At 64.0% G+C, this 17,370-nt stretch carries 18 protein-coding genes; 10 read left to right on the top strand and 8 right to left on the bottom strand.

Going from position 1 to position 17,370, the window contains the following annotated elements; all coding sequences use genetic code 11:
• Window positions 1–53 precede the first annotated feature (53 nt).
• Complete coding sequence (locus FHS54_RS15680) at window positions 54–1,130, bottom strand: helix-turn-helix domain-containing protein (protein ID WP_167305070.1); 1,077 nt, start codon at window positions 1,128–1,130, stop codon at window positions 54–56.
• 83 nt (window positions 1,131–1,213) lie between these two features.
• Between FHS54_RS15680 and FHS54_RS15675 the strand changes: the two genes are divergently transcribed.
• The 9 genes from FHS54_RS15675 (at window position 1,214) to FHS54_RS15635 (ending at window position 9,631) form a co-directional block, all read left to right on the top strand.
• The gene (locus FHS54_RS15675; protein ID WP_208405061.1) at window positions 1,214–1,846 is read left to right on the top strand and encodes a nuclear transport factor 2 family protein; all 633 of its coding nucleotides are present in this window, start codon (window positions 1,214–1,216) and stop codon (window positions 1,844–1,846) included.
• 6 nt (window positions 1,847–1,852) lie between these two features.
• Window positions 1,853–2,926, top strand: coding sequence for an alkene reductase (locus tag FHS54_RS15670; RefSeq protein WP_167305068.1), 1,074 nt, complete (start codon window positions 1,853–1,855; stop codon window positions 2,924–2,926).
• Window positions 2,927–2,958: 32 nt separating this feature from the next.
• The gene (locus FHS54_RS15665) at window positions 2,959–3,750 is read left to right on the top strand and encodes an SDR family NAD(P)-dependent oxidoreductase (protein ID WP_167305067.1); all 792 of its coding nucleotides are present in this window, start codon (window positions 2,959–2,961) and stop codon (window positions 3,748–3,750) included.
• A 3-nt stretch (window positions 3,751–3,753) separates the two neighbouring features.
• Window positions 3,754–4,551, top strand: coding sequence for an SDR family NAD(P)-dependent oxidoreductase (locus tag FHS54_RS15660; RefSeq protein ID WP_167305066.1), 798 nt, complete (start codon window positions 3,754–3,756; stop codon window positions 4,549–4,551).
• A 24-nt stretch (window positions 4,552–4,575) separates the two neighbouring features.
• Window positions 4,576–5,331, top strand: a complete 756-nt coding sequence (locus tag FHS54_RS15655) for an SDR family NAD(P)-dependent oxidoreductase (protein ID WP_167305065.1) — start codon at window positions 4,576–4,578, stop codon at window positions 5,329–5,331.
• A gap of 139 nt (window positions 5,332–5,470) precedes the next feature.
• On the top strand, window positions 5,471–5,986 hold the full coding sequence (locus tag FHS54_RS15650; protein ID WP_167305064.1) for a nuclear transport factor 2 family protein: 516 nt from the start codon (window positions 5,471–5,473) through the stop codon (window positions 5,984–5,986).
• On the top strand, window positions 5,983–7,056 hold the full coding sequence (locus FHS54_RS15645; RefSeq protein WP_167305063.1) for an alcohol dehydrogenase catalytic domain-containing protein: 1,074 nt from the start codon (window positions 5,983–5,985) through the stop codon (window positions 7,054–7,056). Before FHS54_RS15650 ends, FHS54_RS15645 begins: the two co-directional genes overlap by 4 nt.
• Window positions 7,057–7,143: 87 nt before the next feature.
• Window positions 7,144–8,235, top strand: a complete 1,092-nt coding sequence (locus tag FHS54_RS15640) for a DUF1214 domain-containing protein (RefSeq protein WP_167305062.1) — start codon at window positions 7,144–7,146, stop codon at window positions 8,233–8,235.
• A 91-nt stretch (window positions 8,236–8,326) separates the two neighbouring features.
• Window positions 8,327–9,631 carry an MFS transporter gene (locus tag FHS54_RS15635; protein WP_167305061.1) on the top strand — a complete coding sequence of 435 codons (1,305 nt, stop codon included), beginning with the start codon at window positions 8,327–8,329 and terminating at the stop codon, window positions 9,629–9,631.
• 24 nt (window positions 9,632–9,655) lie between these two features.
• Here the strand turns inward: FHS54_RS15635 and FHS54_RS15630 are convergent, their stop codons facing one another.
• Complete coding sequence (locus FHS54_RS15630; RefSeq protein WP_167305060.1) at window positions 9,656–10,603, bottom strand: alpha/beta hydrolase; 948 nt, start codon at window positions 10,601–10,603, stop codon at window positions 9,656–9,658.
• A 246-nt stretch (window positions 10,604–10,849) separates the two neighbouring features.
• Between FHS54_RS15630 and FHS54_RS15625 the strand changes: the two genes are divergently transcribed.
• Complete coding sequence (locus FHS54_RS15625) at window positions 10,850–12,091, top strand: CaiB/BaiF CoA transferase family protein (RefSeq protein WP_167305059.1); 1,242 nt, start codon at window positions 10,850–10,852, stop codon at window positions 12,089–12,091.
• Window positions 12,092–12,137: 46 nt separating this feature from the next.
• Here the strand turns inward: FHS54_RS15625 and FHS54_RS15620 are convergent, their stop codons facing one another.
• The 6 genes from FHS54_RS15620 to FHS54_RS15595 form a co-directional block, all read right to left on the bottom strand.
• Window positions 12,138–13,310 carry an acyl-CoA dehydrogenase family protein gene (locus FHS54_RS15620; RefSeq protein ID WP_167305058.1) on the bottom strand — a complete coding sequence of 391 codons (1,173 nt, stop codon included), beginning with the start codon at window positions 13,308–13,310 and terminating at the stop codon, window positions 12,138–12,140.
• A 3-nt stretch (window positions 13,311–13,313) separates the two neighbouring features.
• Window positions 13,314–14,516, bottom strand: coding sequence for an acetyl-CoA C-acyltransferase (locus FHS54_RS15615; protein WP_167305057.1), 1,203 nt, complete (start codon window positions 14,514–14,516; stop codon window positions 13,314–13,316).
• 69 nt (window positions 14,517–14,585) lie between these two features.
• The gene (locus FHS54_RS15610) at window positions 14,586–15,029 is read right to left on the bottom strand and encodes a nuclear transport factor 2 family protein (RefSeq protein ID WP_243855799.1); all 444 of its coding nucleotides are present in this window, start codon (window positions 15,027–15,029) and stop codon (window positions 14,586–14,588) included.
• A 3-nt stretch (window positions 15,030–15,032) separates the two neighbouring features.
• Entirely contained in the window at window positions 15,033–15,497 is a 465-nt protein-coding gene (locus FHS54_RS15605) for a MaoC family dehydratase (protein ID WP_167305056.1), read from the bottom strand.
• A gap of 4 nt (window positions 15,498–15,501) precedes the next feature.
• Window positions 15,502–16,293: an SDR family oxidoreductase gene (locus FHS54_RS15600; protein WP_167305055.1), complete on the bottom strand. Its 792-nt coding sequence runs from the start codon at window positions 16,291–16,293 to the stop codon at window positions 15,502–15,504.
• Window positions 16,290–17,369 carry an acyl-CoA dehydrogenase family protein gene (locus FHS54_RS15595; protein ID WP_167305054.1) on the bottom strand — a complete coding sequence of 360 codons (1,080 nt, stop codon included), beginning with the start codon at window positions 17,367–17,369 and terminating at the stop codon, window positions 16,290–16,292. Before FHS54_RS15595 ends, FHS54_RS15600 begins: the two co-directional genes overlap by 4 nt.
• Between the last annotated feature and the right edge of the window lies 1 nt (window position 17,370).

Raw genomic sequence — 17,370 nt, 5'->3', positions numbered from 1 at the left:
GTTCGGAACCGCCCTTGGCGGGCGGAGCGTGATGTGACCGGCTTTCGGACGGTTCACCCGTTGAGGCCGCTGCGCCATCGCGATGGCGGCTTGCCGGTCCACTGGCGAAATGCGCGGCAAAATGACCCGGTGTCGCTGAAATGCGCCCGCCGCCCGACTTCGGCGATGGACAGGCGCGGGTCGCGCAACAGATGCACCGCCAGGTCGCGCCGGGCATTGGCCTTGATCCGTGACAGCGACGTTCCCTCTGCCGTCAGGCGGCGCTTCAGCGTGGCGACGCTGATGCTGAACTGGCGCGCCAGCTCGTTCCCCGTTACCGGAGCGTCGCCGCTGGCCAGCATGGACGCATAAAGATGCGCAATCCTGTCCGACAGCGGCGTCTGTTTCGACTGCGGTTCCTCTATGTCGAACGGAAATCGCTCCAGCAGCAGGTCCAGCTCATGATGGTCCCGCACCACTGGCCGGTCCACATAGCGGGCCGGGAAGCGCAGGCTGTTCTCGGGGGCGTGATGCTCCACCGGATAGGGCAGCAGATAGGCGACCGTCCGCGCATCCAGCAGCGGCGGATAGCGCATCGCCGCGCCCAGCAGCGGCATATCCTCCCCGATCAGCCACCCAAATAGCCGGTGGTGGGTGGCAAGCCCGGTCAGGTCGGACAGATAGGCGCAACTGTTGCGCACCTTTCTTATCGTCGCCATGTCCAGCCGGGCCTCGCCGCGCGTGACGGTCAGCGTCAGCCTGCCCGTGCGCGGCGCCAGCAGCGCGAAAAAGCTGTCCATCCGCGCGATCACGTCCCGCAGCGTCCGGCAAGTGATGATGGCATAGCACATCATGTCGATGCCGCCCTTGGTGATGGAGGTGCGGCCTTCCTGCCGCCCCGCCACTTCGTCCAGCAAAGCCGTGGCGCGCGCGTAGAGGCGGGTAAAGTCGCGGTGCGCGATGCTGTCACGCTCATCCGACCGATCCATCAGGACGGTTTTCAGGCTCAAAAGCCCCGCGCTTCGCAGGAAAATTTCGGGGTCGCCGCCATATTCCGCAATCATCGCCATCAGGTCGCGCCCGACGCCCGCAGGCACGCGCCCCGGCACCGGCTGCGACAATTGCTTATTGGGGATGAGCGATTTCGTCATGTCCTTTGAGCTTTTCGGCCATATCCTCGCCCGGCGCAATCGGGGAAACAGCGTTGCAAGAAAGAATAAGGAGCGGAATGCGGATGACGGCGGACGAACAGTTGCTGGCGCGGATCGACCGGCTGGAATCCCTCGACGCCATTCGCCAGCTTGCGGCCAAATATTCGCTGGCGCTCGACATGCGCGACTCCGACGCCTGGGTGAACCTGTTCCCCGAAGATGTGAAGGTCGGCGGCGGCAAGACCGGGCGCAAGGCGCTGCGCGACTGGTTCGACGAAACCCATTCGATGCAATTTGACGGCACGTCGCATCATATCGGCGGCCATGTCATCGACTTTGACGATCCCGACCATGCGCAGGGCGTCGTCTATTCGAAGAATGAGCATGAGACCGGCGCGGAATGGGTCATCATGCAGATGATGTATTTCGACCAGTATGAACGGATCGATGGCCGCTGGTATTTTCGCCGCCGCCTGCCGCTCTATTGGTATGCGACCGACCTTAACAAGCCGCCCATTGGCGACCGCAAGATGCGCTGGCCCGGCCACCCGCCCTATCATGGCAGCTTCCACGACCTCTTCCCCAGCTGGAAAAGCTATTGGGCGCGTGAAGGCCGTCCGCATGACGGCCCGGTCGAACCGCCAGCGCCGCTGGAAAAATTCATTGAGACGATGCGGCGCGGCGCGGCCTTGCCCAAACCTCGCGTACGGAGCTGATTACCCATGACCGACATATTTTCCCCCGTCACGCTGGGGGACATATCGCTGAACAATCGCATCGTCATGGCACCGATGACGCGCGACCGGGCGGGGCCGGGCGATGTCCCGACCGATCTCATGGTGGAATATTATCGGCAGCGGGCCAGCGCTGGCCTGATCGTCACCGAAGGCACCCAGCCGTCGCGCACGGGCAAAGGCTATTTTCGCACGCCCGGCATCCACAGCGCGGATCAGGTGGCGGGATGGCGCAGGGTCGCGGACGCAGTGCATGACGCTGGCGGCAGGATCGTCATGCAGATCATGCATGTCGGCCGCGCGGCGGTTCAGGCGAACAAGGACGCCGACGCCGAAACGGTTGCGCCGTCCGCCATTCGCTGCCCCGACAAGATTCCCGGCCCCGACGGCGTCCCGGTCGAAACCGCCATGCCGCGCGCGCTGGCGACGGATGAGATTCCCGCCGTCATCGCCGAATATGTCACTGCCGCCCGCAACGCGGTCGCGGCTGGCATGGACGGCGTGGAACTGCACTGCGCCAGCGGCTACCTGCCGATGCAATTCCTGTCGACCAACACCAACCAGCGGACGGATCGTTATGGCGGCCCGGTCGAAAACCGCATCCGCTTCGTCGTCGAAACGCTGCGGGCGCTGGCCGATGCCATCGGGCCAGGCCGGGTCGGCTTCCGCATCTGCCCCGGCGTCCGCTTCAACGGCATGGACGATGCCGACCCGCATGAAACCTATGCCGCGCTGCTCAAGGCGGTGGATGGCATGGGCCTGGCATATTGCCACCTCATCCACATAGCGTTGGAAGGCCAGGATGCGCTTGACCTGGTCAACGCTAACTGGAGCGGCCCGGTCATCGAAAATGCGGGCCTGACGCTGGACAAGGCAAAGGCCGTGCTGGACGAAGGCAAGGCGCAGGCCGTGTCCTTCGGCTATCTCTACATCGCCAATCCCGACCTTGCCGAACGCTTCCGCCACGGCGCGCCGCTGGCCAAGGCGCAGCGCGACCAATTCTACACCGGCATGGGCGACGATCACCGGGGCTACACGGATTATCCGGCGCACGGCGCCTGACAAAAAATAAGACGCGTTTTTAGGAGAGAAGCATGGCCAGATTACTGGAAGGACGCGCCGCGCTCGTCACCGGCGGCGGGCAGGGCGTGGGGCAGGGCGTGGCCCGCGCGCTCGCCGCCGCTGGCGCACGGGTCGCCATCGCCCAGCGCAACAGCGAACAGGGTGAGGAAGAGGCGCGTTACCTGCGCGACACTCACGGGACCGACGCCGTCTTCATCAAGACCGACGTGACCCAACCTGCGCAGGTGGAGGCGATGGTAAAGGCGGCCCATGACCGCTTCGGCCAACTCGACATATTGGTGAACAATGCCGGGGCCAGCTTCCCCAAACGCATCGAAAATCACAGCGACGAAGACATGGCCGGGTCCTTCGCGCTTAATTATTACGCCGTATTCTGGGCGATGAAGGCCGCCTTCCCGATCATGAAGGCGCAACGCTACGGGCGCGTCATCAACATGGGGTCGCTGAACGGAGTGAACGCCCATATGTTCACCGTCGCCTATAATGCCAGCAAGGAAGCGATGCGCGCGCTCACCCGTACCGCAGCGGTCGAATGGGGACCGCACGGCATCACCTGCAACGTCATCTGCCCCGCCGCCAACAGCCCGCAGGCCAGCGATTATTTCGCGGCCAACCCCGATATGGCGGAGGCGATCTTGCAGCAGATCCCGGCGGGCCGTTTTGGCGAGGCGGAACGGGACATCGGTCCCGCCGTCGTCTTCCTGGCGAGCGAGGGCAGCGCCTATCTCAACGGCAACACTATTTTCGCGAGCGGCGGGTCGCAGGTGAACGGCGTTTCGTGGCGTCCGCACGTAGAGGATTGACGGATGGAAAGGCTGAAGGGCAGGCGGGCGGTCGTGACCGGCGGCGGGCAGGGGATCGGTGCGGCCATCGCCACCCGACTGGCGGCGGAAGGCGCGATCGTGGCGGTGCTGGACCTTGACGCGCGATCGGCTGGCGTGGTGCTGCCGTCCCCGCATATCGGCATCGCCTGCGACGTCGCTGATACAGCATCGGTCGACGCCGCCTTTGCGGAGGTAAAGGCGCGGCTGGGCGGGCTGGACCTGCTCGTCAACAATGCCGGGCGCGGCAGCGCGCCGGGCGACGGCATGGATCAATATTACGCCGCGCAGGCGAAACAGGCGGCTGGCGAGCAGGTCTTCGCCGACCAGACCATCCATTGTTCCGACGAAGGCTGGGCGGGCGTCATGGCGGTGACGCTGGACGGCGTGTTCAAATGCTCCCGCGCCGCGGTGCGGCTGATGGCGGATCAGGGGACGGGCGGCTCCATCGTCAACATCGCCTCCACATCGGCGGTGAAGGGCGACGGACCCGTGCCCTATTGCGCCGCCAAGGCAGCAGTGCTGGGCATGACGCGGGCGATGGCGCGGGAACTTGCGCCGCGCGGCATCCGCGTGAATGCGGTCAATCCCGGCGCGACCGAAACGCCGATCTACGCCAGCCTTCCTGCCGAGCTAAAGGACTCCATCGCCGCCGACAGCCTGATGAAACGGCTCGCCCATCCCGACGAGATTGCGGGCGCGGTCGCTTTCCTGGCGGGCGACGACGGCAGCTTCGCAACGGGCAGCGTCGTCACGGTGAATGGCGGCGCGTGGTTTTCCTAAAAGGACAGGATGAAAGGATCGAACATGACACAGTTGGCAGGAAAGGTCGCAATCGTGACCGGCGGCGCGCGCGGCGTGGCAAAGGGTATAGCAACCGCATTCGTCAAGGCGGGTGCATCGGTGCTGATCGTCGACCGCGAAGCGGATCTTGGTCGCGCGACCGAGGCGGAGTTGCAGGCGCTGGGCGGCGACGTCGCTTTCCTGGCCATGGACCTCGCCGACCGCGCCGCGCTGCCATCCATCGTATCGACCGCTTTGGACCGCTTCGGCAAGCTCGACATCCTCGTCAATGCCGCCCAGGCGTCGCGCCAACTGCCGCTGGCCGACACGACCGACGAAGCGATGGAGCTATCCTTCGACACGGGCTTCTGGCCGACCTTCACCTTGATGCGCGCGGCCTATCCGCATCTGGTCGAAAGCCGCGGCTGCGTCATCAACTTCGGCAGCGGGGCCGCGTTCGACGGTTTGCCAACCCAGGGGTCCTACGCCGCCGCCAAGGAAGCGATCCGCGCCATATCGAAGGTCGCCGCCAGCGAATGGGGTCCACAGGGCGTGCGCGTCAACGTCATCTGCCCCTTCGCCAACTCACCGGGCGTGCAGATGTGGCGCGACCATGCGCAGGTCGATTATGATGCCCAGATTGCCAAGGTCGCCCTGCGCCGCATCGGTGACTGCGAAAAGGATATCGGCGCCGCCGCAGTCTTCCTGGCCAGTGACGCGGCGGCATATATAACCGGCCAGACATTGATGGTGGATGGCGGGCAGACGAAAGCATTTTAGGGACCCACTTCCGTTCGGCCTGAGCTTGTCGAAGGGCTTAACTTTCTTCACGAAGGGAATAGGCTTCGAAAAGCTCAGCCCGAAAGCGGAAAGCTCCCAAACCCGGACAACCCGCCAACCACGCCACAGGAGAAGAGGAATGCCACAGGCTTGGATCGACCGGTTGCAGCTTCAGGATCTGGTGATGCGCTATTGCCGGGGCTGCGACCGCCGCGATTTCGCGCTGGTCCGCTCACTCTATCATGATGACGCAATCGACGATCATGGCGCGATGTTCAAAGGCGGCCCGGACGAATTCGTCGCCTGGTTGCCTCAGGCAACGGCCCATTGGGACCTCACCCGCCACAGCATCAGCAACAGCCTGTTCGTCATCGACGGCGACCGGGCCGAAGGCGAACATTATGTCGAGGCATGGCACCGCACACCCGCGCCCGACGCGCGCATGTTCATCGTCCTTGGCCGCTATCTCGACCGCTATGAAAAGCGCGATGGCGTCTGGAAATTCCTTCACCGCAGCCTGGTGTTCGACCATGGCTCCATCGTCCCCGTGGATCAGGAAAGCATGAACCGCATGAGCAAGGATGCCCCCAATGGCCGCCCGGATCGCACCGATCCGTCCTTTTCCTACCCGCTGCTCGCAGGGCTATGCGCATGAAGGCGGCGGTCTGGGACGGCGCATCGCTCTTTGTCAGCGACCGGCTGACGCTGCGCCCCGTGGGTCCGGGCGAAGTGCGGGTTCGGGTGCTGCGGTCCGGCATCTGCCATAGCGATCTGGCGATGATGACGCCGCATCTGCCCATATTGCCGATGGTGCTGGGGCATGAGGCCGCGGGTGAGGTCGCGGAAATCGGTCCCGGCGTCGAAGGCTGGGCTATCGGCGACCGCGTGACCGTGGGAACGCAGACCCCCTGTGGCGAATGCCGGGAATGCCTGCGCGGAGAGCCGCATAATTGCGACATCAACTGGGGCTTCGCGCCCGCTTTTCCCTTCACGCTGGACGATAAGCCGGTGGCGTCCTTCGCCAACGTGTCCTCCTTCGCGCAGGAAATTGTGGTGAAGGCGTCGCAGCTTTTCGCCATTGACGACCTGCCGATGGAGCAGGGCGCGCTCATCGGTTGCGCGGTGTCCACCGGGGTCTGCGCGTCCCGCGTGCTGGGGCGCGTGCGTCCCGACGATCGGGTGCTTGTCTTTGGCATCGGCGGCATCGGTGTCAACGCCATCCAGGGCGCGGCGCGGCTGGGCGCGCACGTCATCGCGGTCGACGCCAATCCGGCAAAGGAAGCCGCCGCGCGCCAGTTCGGCGCATCCGCTTTCGTCCTCGCCGATCCCGCGCTGGATGCACAAAGCGCCGGGGCGATGCTGGCGCGCGATCACGGTCCCATCGATCTGGTGGTGGAATGCAGCGGCGCGGTGGGCGCGATTGAAACCGCCCTGCGCTCCATAAAGCGGGGCGGCAGGGTCGTGTTGATCGGCATGTCGCGGCCAGGGTCTCAGGCCGCTTTGCCGCTCGACCGCTTCGTGACCGGGGGCGAAGTGATCGCAACCATGAATGGCGGCGCGCTGCCCGACCGCGACTATCCGATCCTGATCGATCAGGTCCGCGATGGCCGCCTGAACGTTGCCGATCAGGTCAGCGGCATCTGGCCGCTCGACCGGATCAATGACGCCATCGCCGCGTTGAAAGCGGGTGAGGTTACCAGGGCGCTGCTGAACCTGGTCGATTAATCCCTGCGCATTTTATCGAAAAAATCTTCCGTCTGCGGCGATTATATATGATATTCCTGTCATTGGTTACGCAAAGAAGGAACGGCCATGGAAGAGGATAATCGGGCGGACGGCGTGCGGCTGTCCGCCGTCTGGCGCGACTTTTGCGATCAGCTGGCGAAGGCCGGCGACATATTGGACCGCCCCAGCGCGCCCGCTACGCCGATCGATCAGGCAGAGGGCATGCGTTATTTGTCCCGCCTCACCCGCACCGCGCTCAACATGCTGGTGGATTCCGCCGACCCGGATTTCCCCCGCATATTCCTGCTGACCGATGACACGATAAAGATTGGCGCGGACAATCCCGACAATCTCTACCAGCAGGTCGTCGTCCGCGGCGACCGCGATTACCGGATCACGGGCAAGCGCAACAGCGTCCCCTATCTGTCGATCGGGTCAAAGGCCAATCGCTACGCCATTGACGGCACCATGGCCTCCACCGGAGAGATCGAATTTTCGGACGTGCAGCTCGGCCCCGACGGCAGCTTTGAAATCATCGTCAGCAAGACAAAGCAGCCGGGCAACTGGCTGCCGATGGCGGACGACACCACCTTGCTCATCATTCGCCAGACCTTCAACGACAAGGATAAGGAACAGGCTGCAGAAGTTCAGATCGAACGGATCAGCGACGGGCCCAAACTGCCCGCCATACTGACACCAGACATGATCCAGGCGCAGTTGAACGGCGCGGCGGCGTGGGTGCGGGGCACCTCGAACACCTTCGCCGACTGGTCCGAATGGTTCATGGAACAACCCAACCGCATCTATGATGGCAAGGACCAGTCGACCTGGTATCGCGCGGGCGGCGATCCCAAAATCTGGTACGGCCATCTCTATTACGACCTCGCACCCGGCGAAGCGCTGGTCCTCGAAGCCAAGCCCCCCAAATGCCGCTTCTGGAATTTCCAGCTCGACAATTGGTGGATGGAATCGATGGATCACGTCAACCGCCAGGTCTGGGTAAACGGCGCGCGGGCGAAATATGAAGATGACGGCAGCGTCATCGTCGTCTGCGCCGATCATGATCCGGGCTTCGGCAACTGGATCGACCTGTCCGGCCACCGGTCCGGCACCGCCCTGTGGCGCTGGATCGAAGCGGACGACCACCCCGTCCCCCAATGCCGCGTGATCACGCTCTGACCCTGGCAGCCGGCACGCGGCCTTCTCGCCCCCTCTGTTCACCCCGGCGATAGCGGACTATGCCGGTCGCAACAAAGTAGCAGGGGGCAGGATGCACGCAGAGGCAAAGACGGTGGTGGACGCGCGCCAGTTGCGGACGGTGGTGGGGGCCAGCCTGATCGGCACGACGATCGAATGGTTCGACTTTTTCATCTATGGCGTCGCGTCGGCGCTGGTGTTCAACCGGCTGTTCTTTCCCTCCTTTGAACCGTTGACCGGCACATTGCTGGCCTTTTCCACCTATGCGCTGGGTTTTCTCGCCCGGCCGCTGGGCGGGATCGTCTTCGGGCATTTCGGCGACCGGATCGGGCGCAAGATGCTGCTGATGATCAGCCTGCTGGTCATGGGCCTGTCGACGACGGCCATCGGCCTGCTGCCCACCTATGACCAGATCGGCGTCTGGGCACCGATGTTGCTGATCGCCTTGCGCCTGCTGCAGGGCTTCGCCGTCGGTGGCGAATGGGGCGGCGCGGTGCTGATCGTCGCGGAAGTCGCGCCCGCGCGGACGCGAGGCTTCTGGACCAGCTGGCCGCAGGTTGGCGCGCCCGCTGGCAATTTGTTGGCGGCGGGGGTGTTCGCCGCATCGTCCGCCCTGCTGCCAGAGGATGATTTCCAGTCCTGGGGCTGGCGCATCCCCTTCCTCATGTCGATCGTCCTGGTCGCCGTCGGCTACTGGCTGCGGCGCGCAGTCGCCGAAAGCGCGGTGTTCGTGCAGGAAGCCGCAAAGGAGGGGCTGGTCCGCTTCCCCGCTGTCGAAGTCGTCCGGCGTAAGGGCCGCGCGCTGCTGACCGGCGGCGGCCTGCGCTTTGGCGAAAATATCTGCTATTATGTCGTCGCCACCTTCTCCATCACCTACCTCACCGAAATTCGCGGCGGCGACCGGTCGCTGGTGCTGAACGCCGTGCTGATCGGCTCCGCGCTGGAATGCCTGTCGATGCCCTTCTTCGCGGCGCTGTCGGATCGTGTCGGGCGGCGGTGGGTCTATGGCGCGGGCGCTCTATGCGTCGCGGCATGGTTCCCGATCTTCTTTGGCCTGCTGGACGTCGGAAATGCATGGAGCGTCGGCCTGGCGGTCACGGTCGCCATGGTCGCGCATGGAGCCATGTATGCGCCCCAGGGCGCCATGATCACGGAGCTTTTTCCCACCCGCCTGCGCTATTCCGGGGCCAGCATCGCCTATCAGGCGACGTCGATCTTCGCTGGCTCGCTGGCCCCGATCATCGCCCTGTCGCTCTATAAGCTGACCGGCGGGACCGGCGCGGTGGCGGTCTATGTGATCGGCGGCCTGCTGATCACGCTGGTCGCCGTGGTCGCCGCGCGGGAAACCAAGGGGGCCGACCTCAGCATGGTGGAATGACCGTCCGCCACTTTGCGTTTCGGATCAGCCGGCTCGGCCCACTGCCGCGAACCGGCGTTTCAGGAAATTGCAGGCGTCGGCCATCGCCTCCTGCGCGCCGGGCAGGAAACCGACCCACGACATAAAGCCATGGATCATGCCGGGATAGCGCTTGGCCTCCACCTCGACCCCCGCGTCCTTCAGCACCGGGCCATACATCTCCACCGCATCGCGCGCGGGGTCGTTTTCGGCGGTGGCGATGAAGTGCGGCGGCAGGCCCCTGTGGCTCTTCGCCTTGATCGCGCTGGCGCGATAATCCTCGTCCTGTTCCGCGCGCTCGATATATAGCTCATGGAAATAGCGCACATCGTCGGCGCGCAGCACTGGCCCATGTTCAAACTCTGCCATGGACCCGCCTTCGGGAAGGGGATGGACGCCCGGACCATACCAGTTGATGACTGCCGCTAGCCGGGGTCCGCCTTCTTCCATCGCCTGGATCGCCATCGCATTGGCCAGAACCCCGCCCGCGCTGTCGCCCGCCACCGCCAGCCGTGATGCGTCGCCATTGATCGACGCGGCATTGGCGGCGGCCCATTGCACCGCGGCCCAGCAATCTTCCGGTGCGGCGGGGAATTTATGTTCCGGCGCAAGGCGGTAATCGACCGAAATCACGATGGTTTCCGCCCCCGCAGCCAGGCCACGCGCAATCATGTCCTGCGTGTCCAGGTCACCCACGACAAAGCCGCCGCCATGAAAATAGCAGGTGACGGGGAAGGGACCGCTGCCTTCGGGTGTATAGATGCGCACCGGCACCGCACCGGCGGGACCGGGGATCGTTCGGTCATGCACGGACGCCAGCGTGACGGGCGGCGGCGGCAGCATGGTGGCCGACGCGCGCACCGCCTGCCGCAGATCGGGGATCGACTGGGTACGGATCGGCGGCCATTCCGGTTGCCCGGCGAACATCGCTTCGATCTGTGGGTCGATCGGCATCCTTCATTCTCCTCTATTCCGGCGTCCAGCGCCTGCCGCCTCGCGCGCAGCGGCCTATGGGCTTCGCGGGGCAGATCGTACACAGTAGCACCTGGCGCGGCACCCTGTAATTCGCCACGGTCCATAAAACTGTAAAAAATATGCCGGATCGCTACGACTTTCATGGCCGCTCGTCTGGCGTTGCGACAGAAAAATAGGTAAAGCGCCGCCACTATCCCGCATTTCAATCTGGATCAGCAGGCGACTATGACCACGAATAAGGCAGCCCTTGAAGGCATCCGCGTCATCGACATGACCCGCGTGCTCGCAGGCCCCTTTGGGGCGCAGATATTGGGCGACCTGGGCGCTGACGTGATCAAGGTGGAACGTCCGGGCGTTGGCGATGATGGCCGGGTGTATGGCTTGGCCGAAGTGCCGGGCAAGGATGGGATGAACCTCCGTCAGGCGGGCTTTTTCGCGGCGGCCAACCGCAACAAACGCTCCATCACGCTCAATCATTCCAAACCCGAAGGCCAGGAAATCCTGCGCAAGCTCGTGCAGACCGCCGATGTCCTCATCGAAAATTACAAGGTCGGCGATCTCAAACGCTTCGGGCTGGATTATGACAGCCTGAAAGTGATCAATCCGGGCCTCATCTATTGTTCGGTGACCGGCTTTGGCCAAACCGGCCCCATGGCCGCCCGGCCTGGTTATGACGGGCTGTTTCAGGCGACAGGCGGCATGATGGCGGTCACCGGCATACCCGATGGCCAGCCGGGATCAGGGCCTCTCAAGGCCGGACCCAGCCTGGTCGATTTCATTACCGGCCATAATGTCGCCATCTCCATCCTGGCGGCGCTGCAACATCGTAACCACACTGGTGAAGGACAGCATATCGATATCGCCCTTCTGGATAGTTCGGTGGCAATGGTCAGCCATATCATGCAGGATTACCTGCTCAGCGGCGTAACATCGCCGCGCCTGGGCAATGGCGGCAATGGCGGCGGACCGGCGGATCTCGTTCATACCACTGACGGCATGTTGTATCTGACCGCTGGCGGCGAAGAACATTGGCGCCGCCTGACCCAGCTGATGGGGCAGCCAGAACTATTTCAGGACGAACGTTTCGACACCAATTACAAACGCGGCAAGCTGAACCGGCTTGAGTTGATGGACATCATCAACAAATGGAGCCGCGGCTTCTCCTCGGAAGAACTTCAGGCAAAATTCGATAGCGTCAGCATTCCCGCCGCACGCTACAATGAGCTGCCTGAAGTTTGGGAAGATCCGCAGGTCCAGCACCGGGGCCTGCGCGTAACCACGCCGCACCCATGGTCGGCGACTGGTTCCGTCGACCTCATCGCCAGCCCGCTCGCCAATATGTCGCAATCTCCCGCGACGATCCGCACAGCTCCGCCGCTACTTGGCGAACATAGTGCAGAGGTGCTGGCTGACCTTGGCTATGACGAAGCGCGCATCGCCGAGCTGCAAGAATTGAAGATCATCTGATCGAAAGGTTCCGGCGGCTCTGTTTGGGGGCCGCCGGACCTTGTCCTTACCCTCTGGGTTCTCTGGGCATTCCCAGGCCGCGTTCGGCGATGATGTTGCGCTGAATCTGGTCGGTGCCAGCATAGATCGTATCCGACCGGCTCATCAGATACATGTTGGGCAGTCCGTCGAACCGCTCCTCGCTCGCGCCAATCTCACCTTCCTGGCCCAGAACGTCCATGGCCAGTTCGCCCAGGTCGCTATGCCAACGCGACCAATAGAGCTTGTAGGTATAGGCCGCGCCGGACAGGTCCGCGCTGCCTTCGCCGTCCGACAACATGCGCAGCCCGTTATAGCGCATGATCTTCAACCCCGCATGGGCATGGGCGATCTTCTGCCGGATGATCGGGTCTTCCGCCTTGCCGTTGCGCTTGGCGGCGGCGATGATTTCGTCCAGTTCGATCTTGAAATGCATCTGCTGGGCCAGCGTCGAAACGCCACGTTCAAACCCCAGCAGCGCCATCGCCACTTTCCAGCCTTCGCCTTCCGCGCCGATCCGGTCGACCGCCAATGCCTCTGCCCCGTCGAAAAAGACTTCGGCAAACTCCGCCTCGCCAGTCATCTGGCGGATGGGCCGGGGGTCTACGCCCGGCTGGTCCATCGGCACCATCAGGAACGACAGGCCCTTGTTGCCCACGCTGCCCGCTTCCGTGCGCGCGACGACAAAGCACCAATCGGCAATTGTCCCCATCGACGTCCAGATCTTCTGCCCGTCGATGATATATTTGTCGCCTTCAAGGCGAGCCTTGGTCTTGACGTTGGCCAGGTCGGACCCCGCGCCCGGTTCGGAATAGCCCTGGCACCAGATCGCCTTGCCCGACGCAATATCGGGCAGGAATCGCGTCTTCTGATCGTCATTCCCCATCGCGATCAGCGTGGGGCCGAGCAATTCCACGCCCAGATGGCCCGCGCGCGGCGGCCCCTTGGCGCGGGCATATTCCTCGGCGAAGATGATCTGCTGCGCGATCGACGCGTCGCGTCCGCCCCATTGCTCAGGCCAGCCAATGACGCTCCATCGCGCCTCGCCCAGCGCCGCTTCCCAGGCGCGGCGTAGCTCGACATTGTCGACCTGGTTGGTCTGGCCACGGATCGCCTTGAAGGGACCGGACAGCTGGGCATTGAGCCAGTCTGCGGCCTCTTGCCGAAAGGCTTTCAGTTCAGGGGCAAAGGCGAGTTGCATGGATCAGGCGACCTCGAACAGACCGGCAGCGCCCATGCCGCCTGCGACGCACATGGACACGACGACATATTTGACGCCCCGGCGCTTGCCTTCAATCAGGGCATGGCCGACCAGACGGCTACCCGTCATGGCAAAGGGGTGGCCGATGGCGATGCCGCCGCCATTGACGTTCAGCTTTTCCGGGTCGATGCCCAGCGTGCGCTGGCAATAGATCGCCTGATTGGCAAAGGCTTCGTTGATTTCCCACAGGCCGATGTCGTCGATCTTCAGGCCAGTGCGCTCCAGCAGCTTGGGGATGGCGAACACGGGACCAATGCCCATTTCGTCCGCGCCGCAGCCTGCGACCTGGAACCCGCGATACACGCCCAGGACCGGCAAACCTTCCTTCTGCGCGGTGGCCAGGTCCATGACGACCTGTGCCGACGCGCCATCGGACAGCTGGCTGGCATTGCCGGCGGTGACATGCTTGCCTTCCTTGACGACCGTGCCGTTCTTGAACACGGGCTTCAGCTCGGACAGCTTTTCATAGGTCGTGCCCGCGCGGATGCCTTCGTCCTTGGTCAGGGTCAGCTCTTCCTTGCCGGTCTCATTGCCTTCCTTGTCGAACAGCGCCTTGGTGACGGTGATCGGCACGATCTCGTCGTCGAACTTGCCTGCTTCCTGGGCGGCGGCGGCGCGCTGCTGGCTCTGCGCGGCGAAACGGTCCTGGTCTTCGCGGCTGATGCCATAACGTTCGGCGACGATTTCGGCGGTCTCGATCATCGCCATATAGGCGTTGGGGTCGCGCGCCTTGATGAATTCGGAACGGTTGCGGAAAGCGGGATAATGTTTGTCGATGGTCAGCGACACATTCTCCACGCCGCCCGAAACCGCGCAGTCGATTTCGTCGGCGATGATGCCGCGCGCGGCAAAGGCGAGCGCGTTGAGGCCCGACGAACATTTGCGGTCCATCGAAAAGCCGCTGGTGGTGTCGGGCAGGACCGAACCGTGGACGGTCAGGCGGCCGACATTGTAGCTTTGCGTGTTCCACTGGTTGGCGACGCCCAGATAGACATCGTCCACCCGCGCCGGATCGATGCCCGCGCGCGCCAGCGCGGCGTCGACCACATGGGAGGACATGAACGGCGCTTCGGTGTCGTTGAACGCGCCGCGATAGGCTTTGCCAACGCCGGTGCGCGCGGTGGAGATAATGGCTGCTTCACGCATGTGGGTAGTCCTTGTTCTTGTTGCCGCATCGTTGTTGGCGCAAAACCGTTTTTTGCGCAGCGATGCTCTTTAAAATCCGTGCATATTGGTTTCGCCCCAAAAGGCGCGCATTTCGGTCACTTCATTGGCGTCGTTAAACCGGAAGGTGTCGATCACGTCGATGCGCTTGGCCGAGCCCTCATAGTTCAGGTTCACCGAAAAGGGGAAGACGGCATAGTCGCCCGAAATCCGCACCGGGCCTTCGAGCTTCAATTTCGCGCCGGTCTTCATGGACTCGGCGTAGAAGGCGCGGACCGCCTCGCGGCCCTTGTGGATGGGCGAACCGATCGGGTCTTCCACCGTTGCATCCTGCGCATATAGGGCGGCGACCTGGTCGGCGCTACCCGCTTCGAAGGCTGCGACATAGGCGTGGACGGCGGCTTCCATCTTGACGGGATCGGGCATGGTTTTGGCTCCCACTGGATTGGTCATAAGGGCGGCTAAGGCGCTGGCGAACAGGATGCGGCCGATCATGGATCAGCTTTCGGGGAAATAGCGGTTGATGGTGTCGACCACGCAGGCGGGCTTGTCCTTACCCTCGATCTCGACGGTGACGCGGATCACCGCCTGAATGGCCCCGCCCTTGACCTCCTGCGCCGACACGATCTCACCCACGCCCCGGATGCGCGATCCCACGATCACGGGATTGAGGAAGCGGGTCTTGTCCATGCCCACATTGACGCCCGCGGAAAAGCGGCGGACCTCGACGATCTGCGGCATGAACAGGTTGACGAGGCTGAGCGTCAGGTAACCATGCGCGATGGTCGCGCCGAAGGGACCGTCCTTGGCGCGGACCGGATCGACATGGATCCACTGATGATCGCCGGTGCATTCCGCAAAGGCGTCGATCCGGTCCTGCTCGATCGTCAGCCATTCCGACGTGTCGAGCGTCTTGCCCTCTTGCCCCAGCAGGTCGCGGGGATTTTCGAAGATGACGGCCATGCGATCAGGCCCGCTGGCTGGAGACCGCGACGATCTCGCCGGTCATGTAGGATGACAGGTCGCTCGCCAGGAACATCATGACATTGGCGATTTCCCAAACCTCGGCGGGGCGCTTGAAGGCTTCCTTCTCGACCAGCTTGTCGAGTGCTTCCTGGGTCGTCACCTTGGCCAGGAACGGGTGCATGGCAAGGGAAGGCGAGACCGCATTGATGCGCACGCCATGTTCGGCGGCTTCGATCGCGGCGCAGCGGGTGAAGGCCATGACCCCAGCTTTCGCGGCGGCATAATGGGCCTGGCCCTTTTGCGCGCGCCAGCCCAGGACCGACGCGTTGTTGACCATGACGCCGGACTTGGCGGCGTACATGGTGGGCAGGAACGCGCGGGTCATGCGGAACAGGCTGGTCAGCGTCACGTCGAACACGCGGTTCCACTGCTCGTCGGTCATGTCGACGATGTCGGCTTCACCGCCCAGGCCCGCATTGTTGATCAGCACATCGACCCTGCCGAGCGCGGCCAATGATGCGTCGCGCAGGCCCTGCACGGCCTCTTCGCTGGTGACGTCGCACACGAAGGTGGCGGGACGTTCGACCTTGGCCTCGTCGGCGATACGGTCAGCCGCTTCATTCAGGCGGCGTTCGTGAAAATCGCTGATGAGGAGCTTTGCCCCTTCCTCGGCGGCGCGCTTGGCGGCGGCAAAGCCGATGCCGGTGCCAGCGGCGGCGGTGACCACCACGGTCTTGCCCTTGAGCATGCCGAGCGGCGTGGGATAGGGGGGCACAGGAGAGGTCGGGGTCATGCGGCGTCCTTCATGATGATCTGGGCGAGCGCTTCGCGATGCTGGTCGGGGGTGCCGAGCCAGCTGGCGCTGGCGCGCGCGCGCTTGAAATAGAGGTGGGCGTGATGTTCCCAGGTAAAACCGATGCCGCCATGCAGCTGGATCGCGTCGCCCGTGACCGAACGATAGGCATCCGACACATAGGCGCGGGCGATGTGGCAGGCCTCCGCCAGCTCGTCGCCATTCTCGTCAATCGCGGCGGCGGCATAATAGGCCGCCGAGCGGGAGGCTTCGACCAGCAGCATCATGTCAGCCAGCATATGCTTATACGCCTGGAACGACCCGATCAGGCGGCCGAACTGGACGCGCTGCTTGGCATAGTCGACCGTCGCGTCCAGGCTATATTGCATGCCGCCGGTCTGTTCCGCCGCCAGCAGCCCCGCGCCGATGGTCAGCGTGCGTTCGATCGCCGCCTTGGCGCTGCCGGGCGCGCCCAGCACCATGTCCGGGCCGACCGCGCAGTCGAAGGACAGCTTGGCAAAGCGCCGCAGCCGGTCGAGCGCGGGCAGCGCCTCTATCGTCAGGCCCGGCGTATCGGCGTCCAGCACGACCAGGCTGTCGTCCGCCGTGGCGACGATGATCAGGTCGGCGACATGGGCAAAGGTCGCAAAATCCGCAACGCCGGTCAGCCTGCCATCGCGCAACGTCGGGCGGCTCGCGGTCCCGGCAAAGCTCGCCCGCGTGCCCGACGCGAGGCGGGGCAGCAGGCTCGCCTTCTGCTCTTCACTACCCGCCGCCAGCACTGCCTGCACCGCGAGCACCGCCGTTTCAAAGAAAGGCACGGGCGCCAGCACCCGACCCGTTTCTTCCAGCACCAGCGCCATTTCCACCGCGCCCAGCCCCAGGCCGCCAAATTCCTCCGGCACCATCAGCCCGGCAAAGCCCATCTCGCCCGCCAGCGCCTGCCACAGGCCCTCGTCAAAGCCCGTGGCCCCTTCTACGGCGGCGCGGATGACGTCCGGGTTGGCCGCGTCGGTCAGGAAGTCGCGCGCGGCTTCCTGGATCGCGCGCTGATCGTCGCTGAGCGCAAAGTCCATG

Origin of the sequence: Sphingobium vermicomposti (genome assembly GCF_011762025.1) — a bacterium.
Classification (GTDB): domain Bacteria; phylum Pseudomonadota; class Alphaproteobacteria; order Sphingomonadales; family Sphingomonadaceae; genus Sphingobium; species Sphingobium vermicomposti.
Note: the sequence above shows the minus strand (reverse complement) of the source record. Positions and strands in the feature narration are given on the sequence as shown.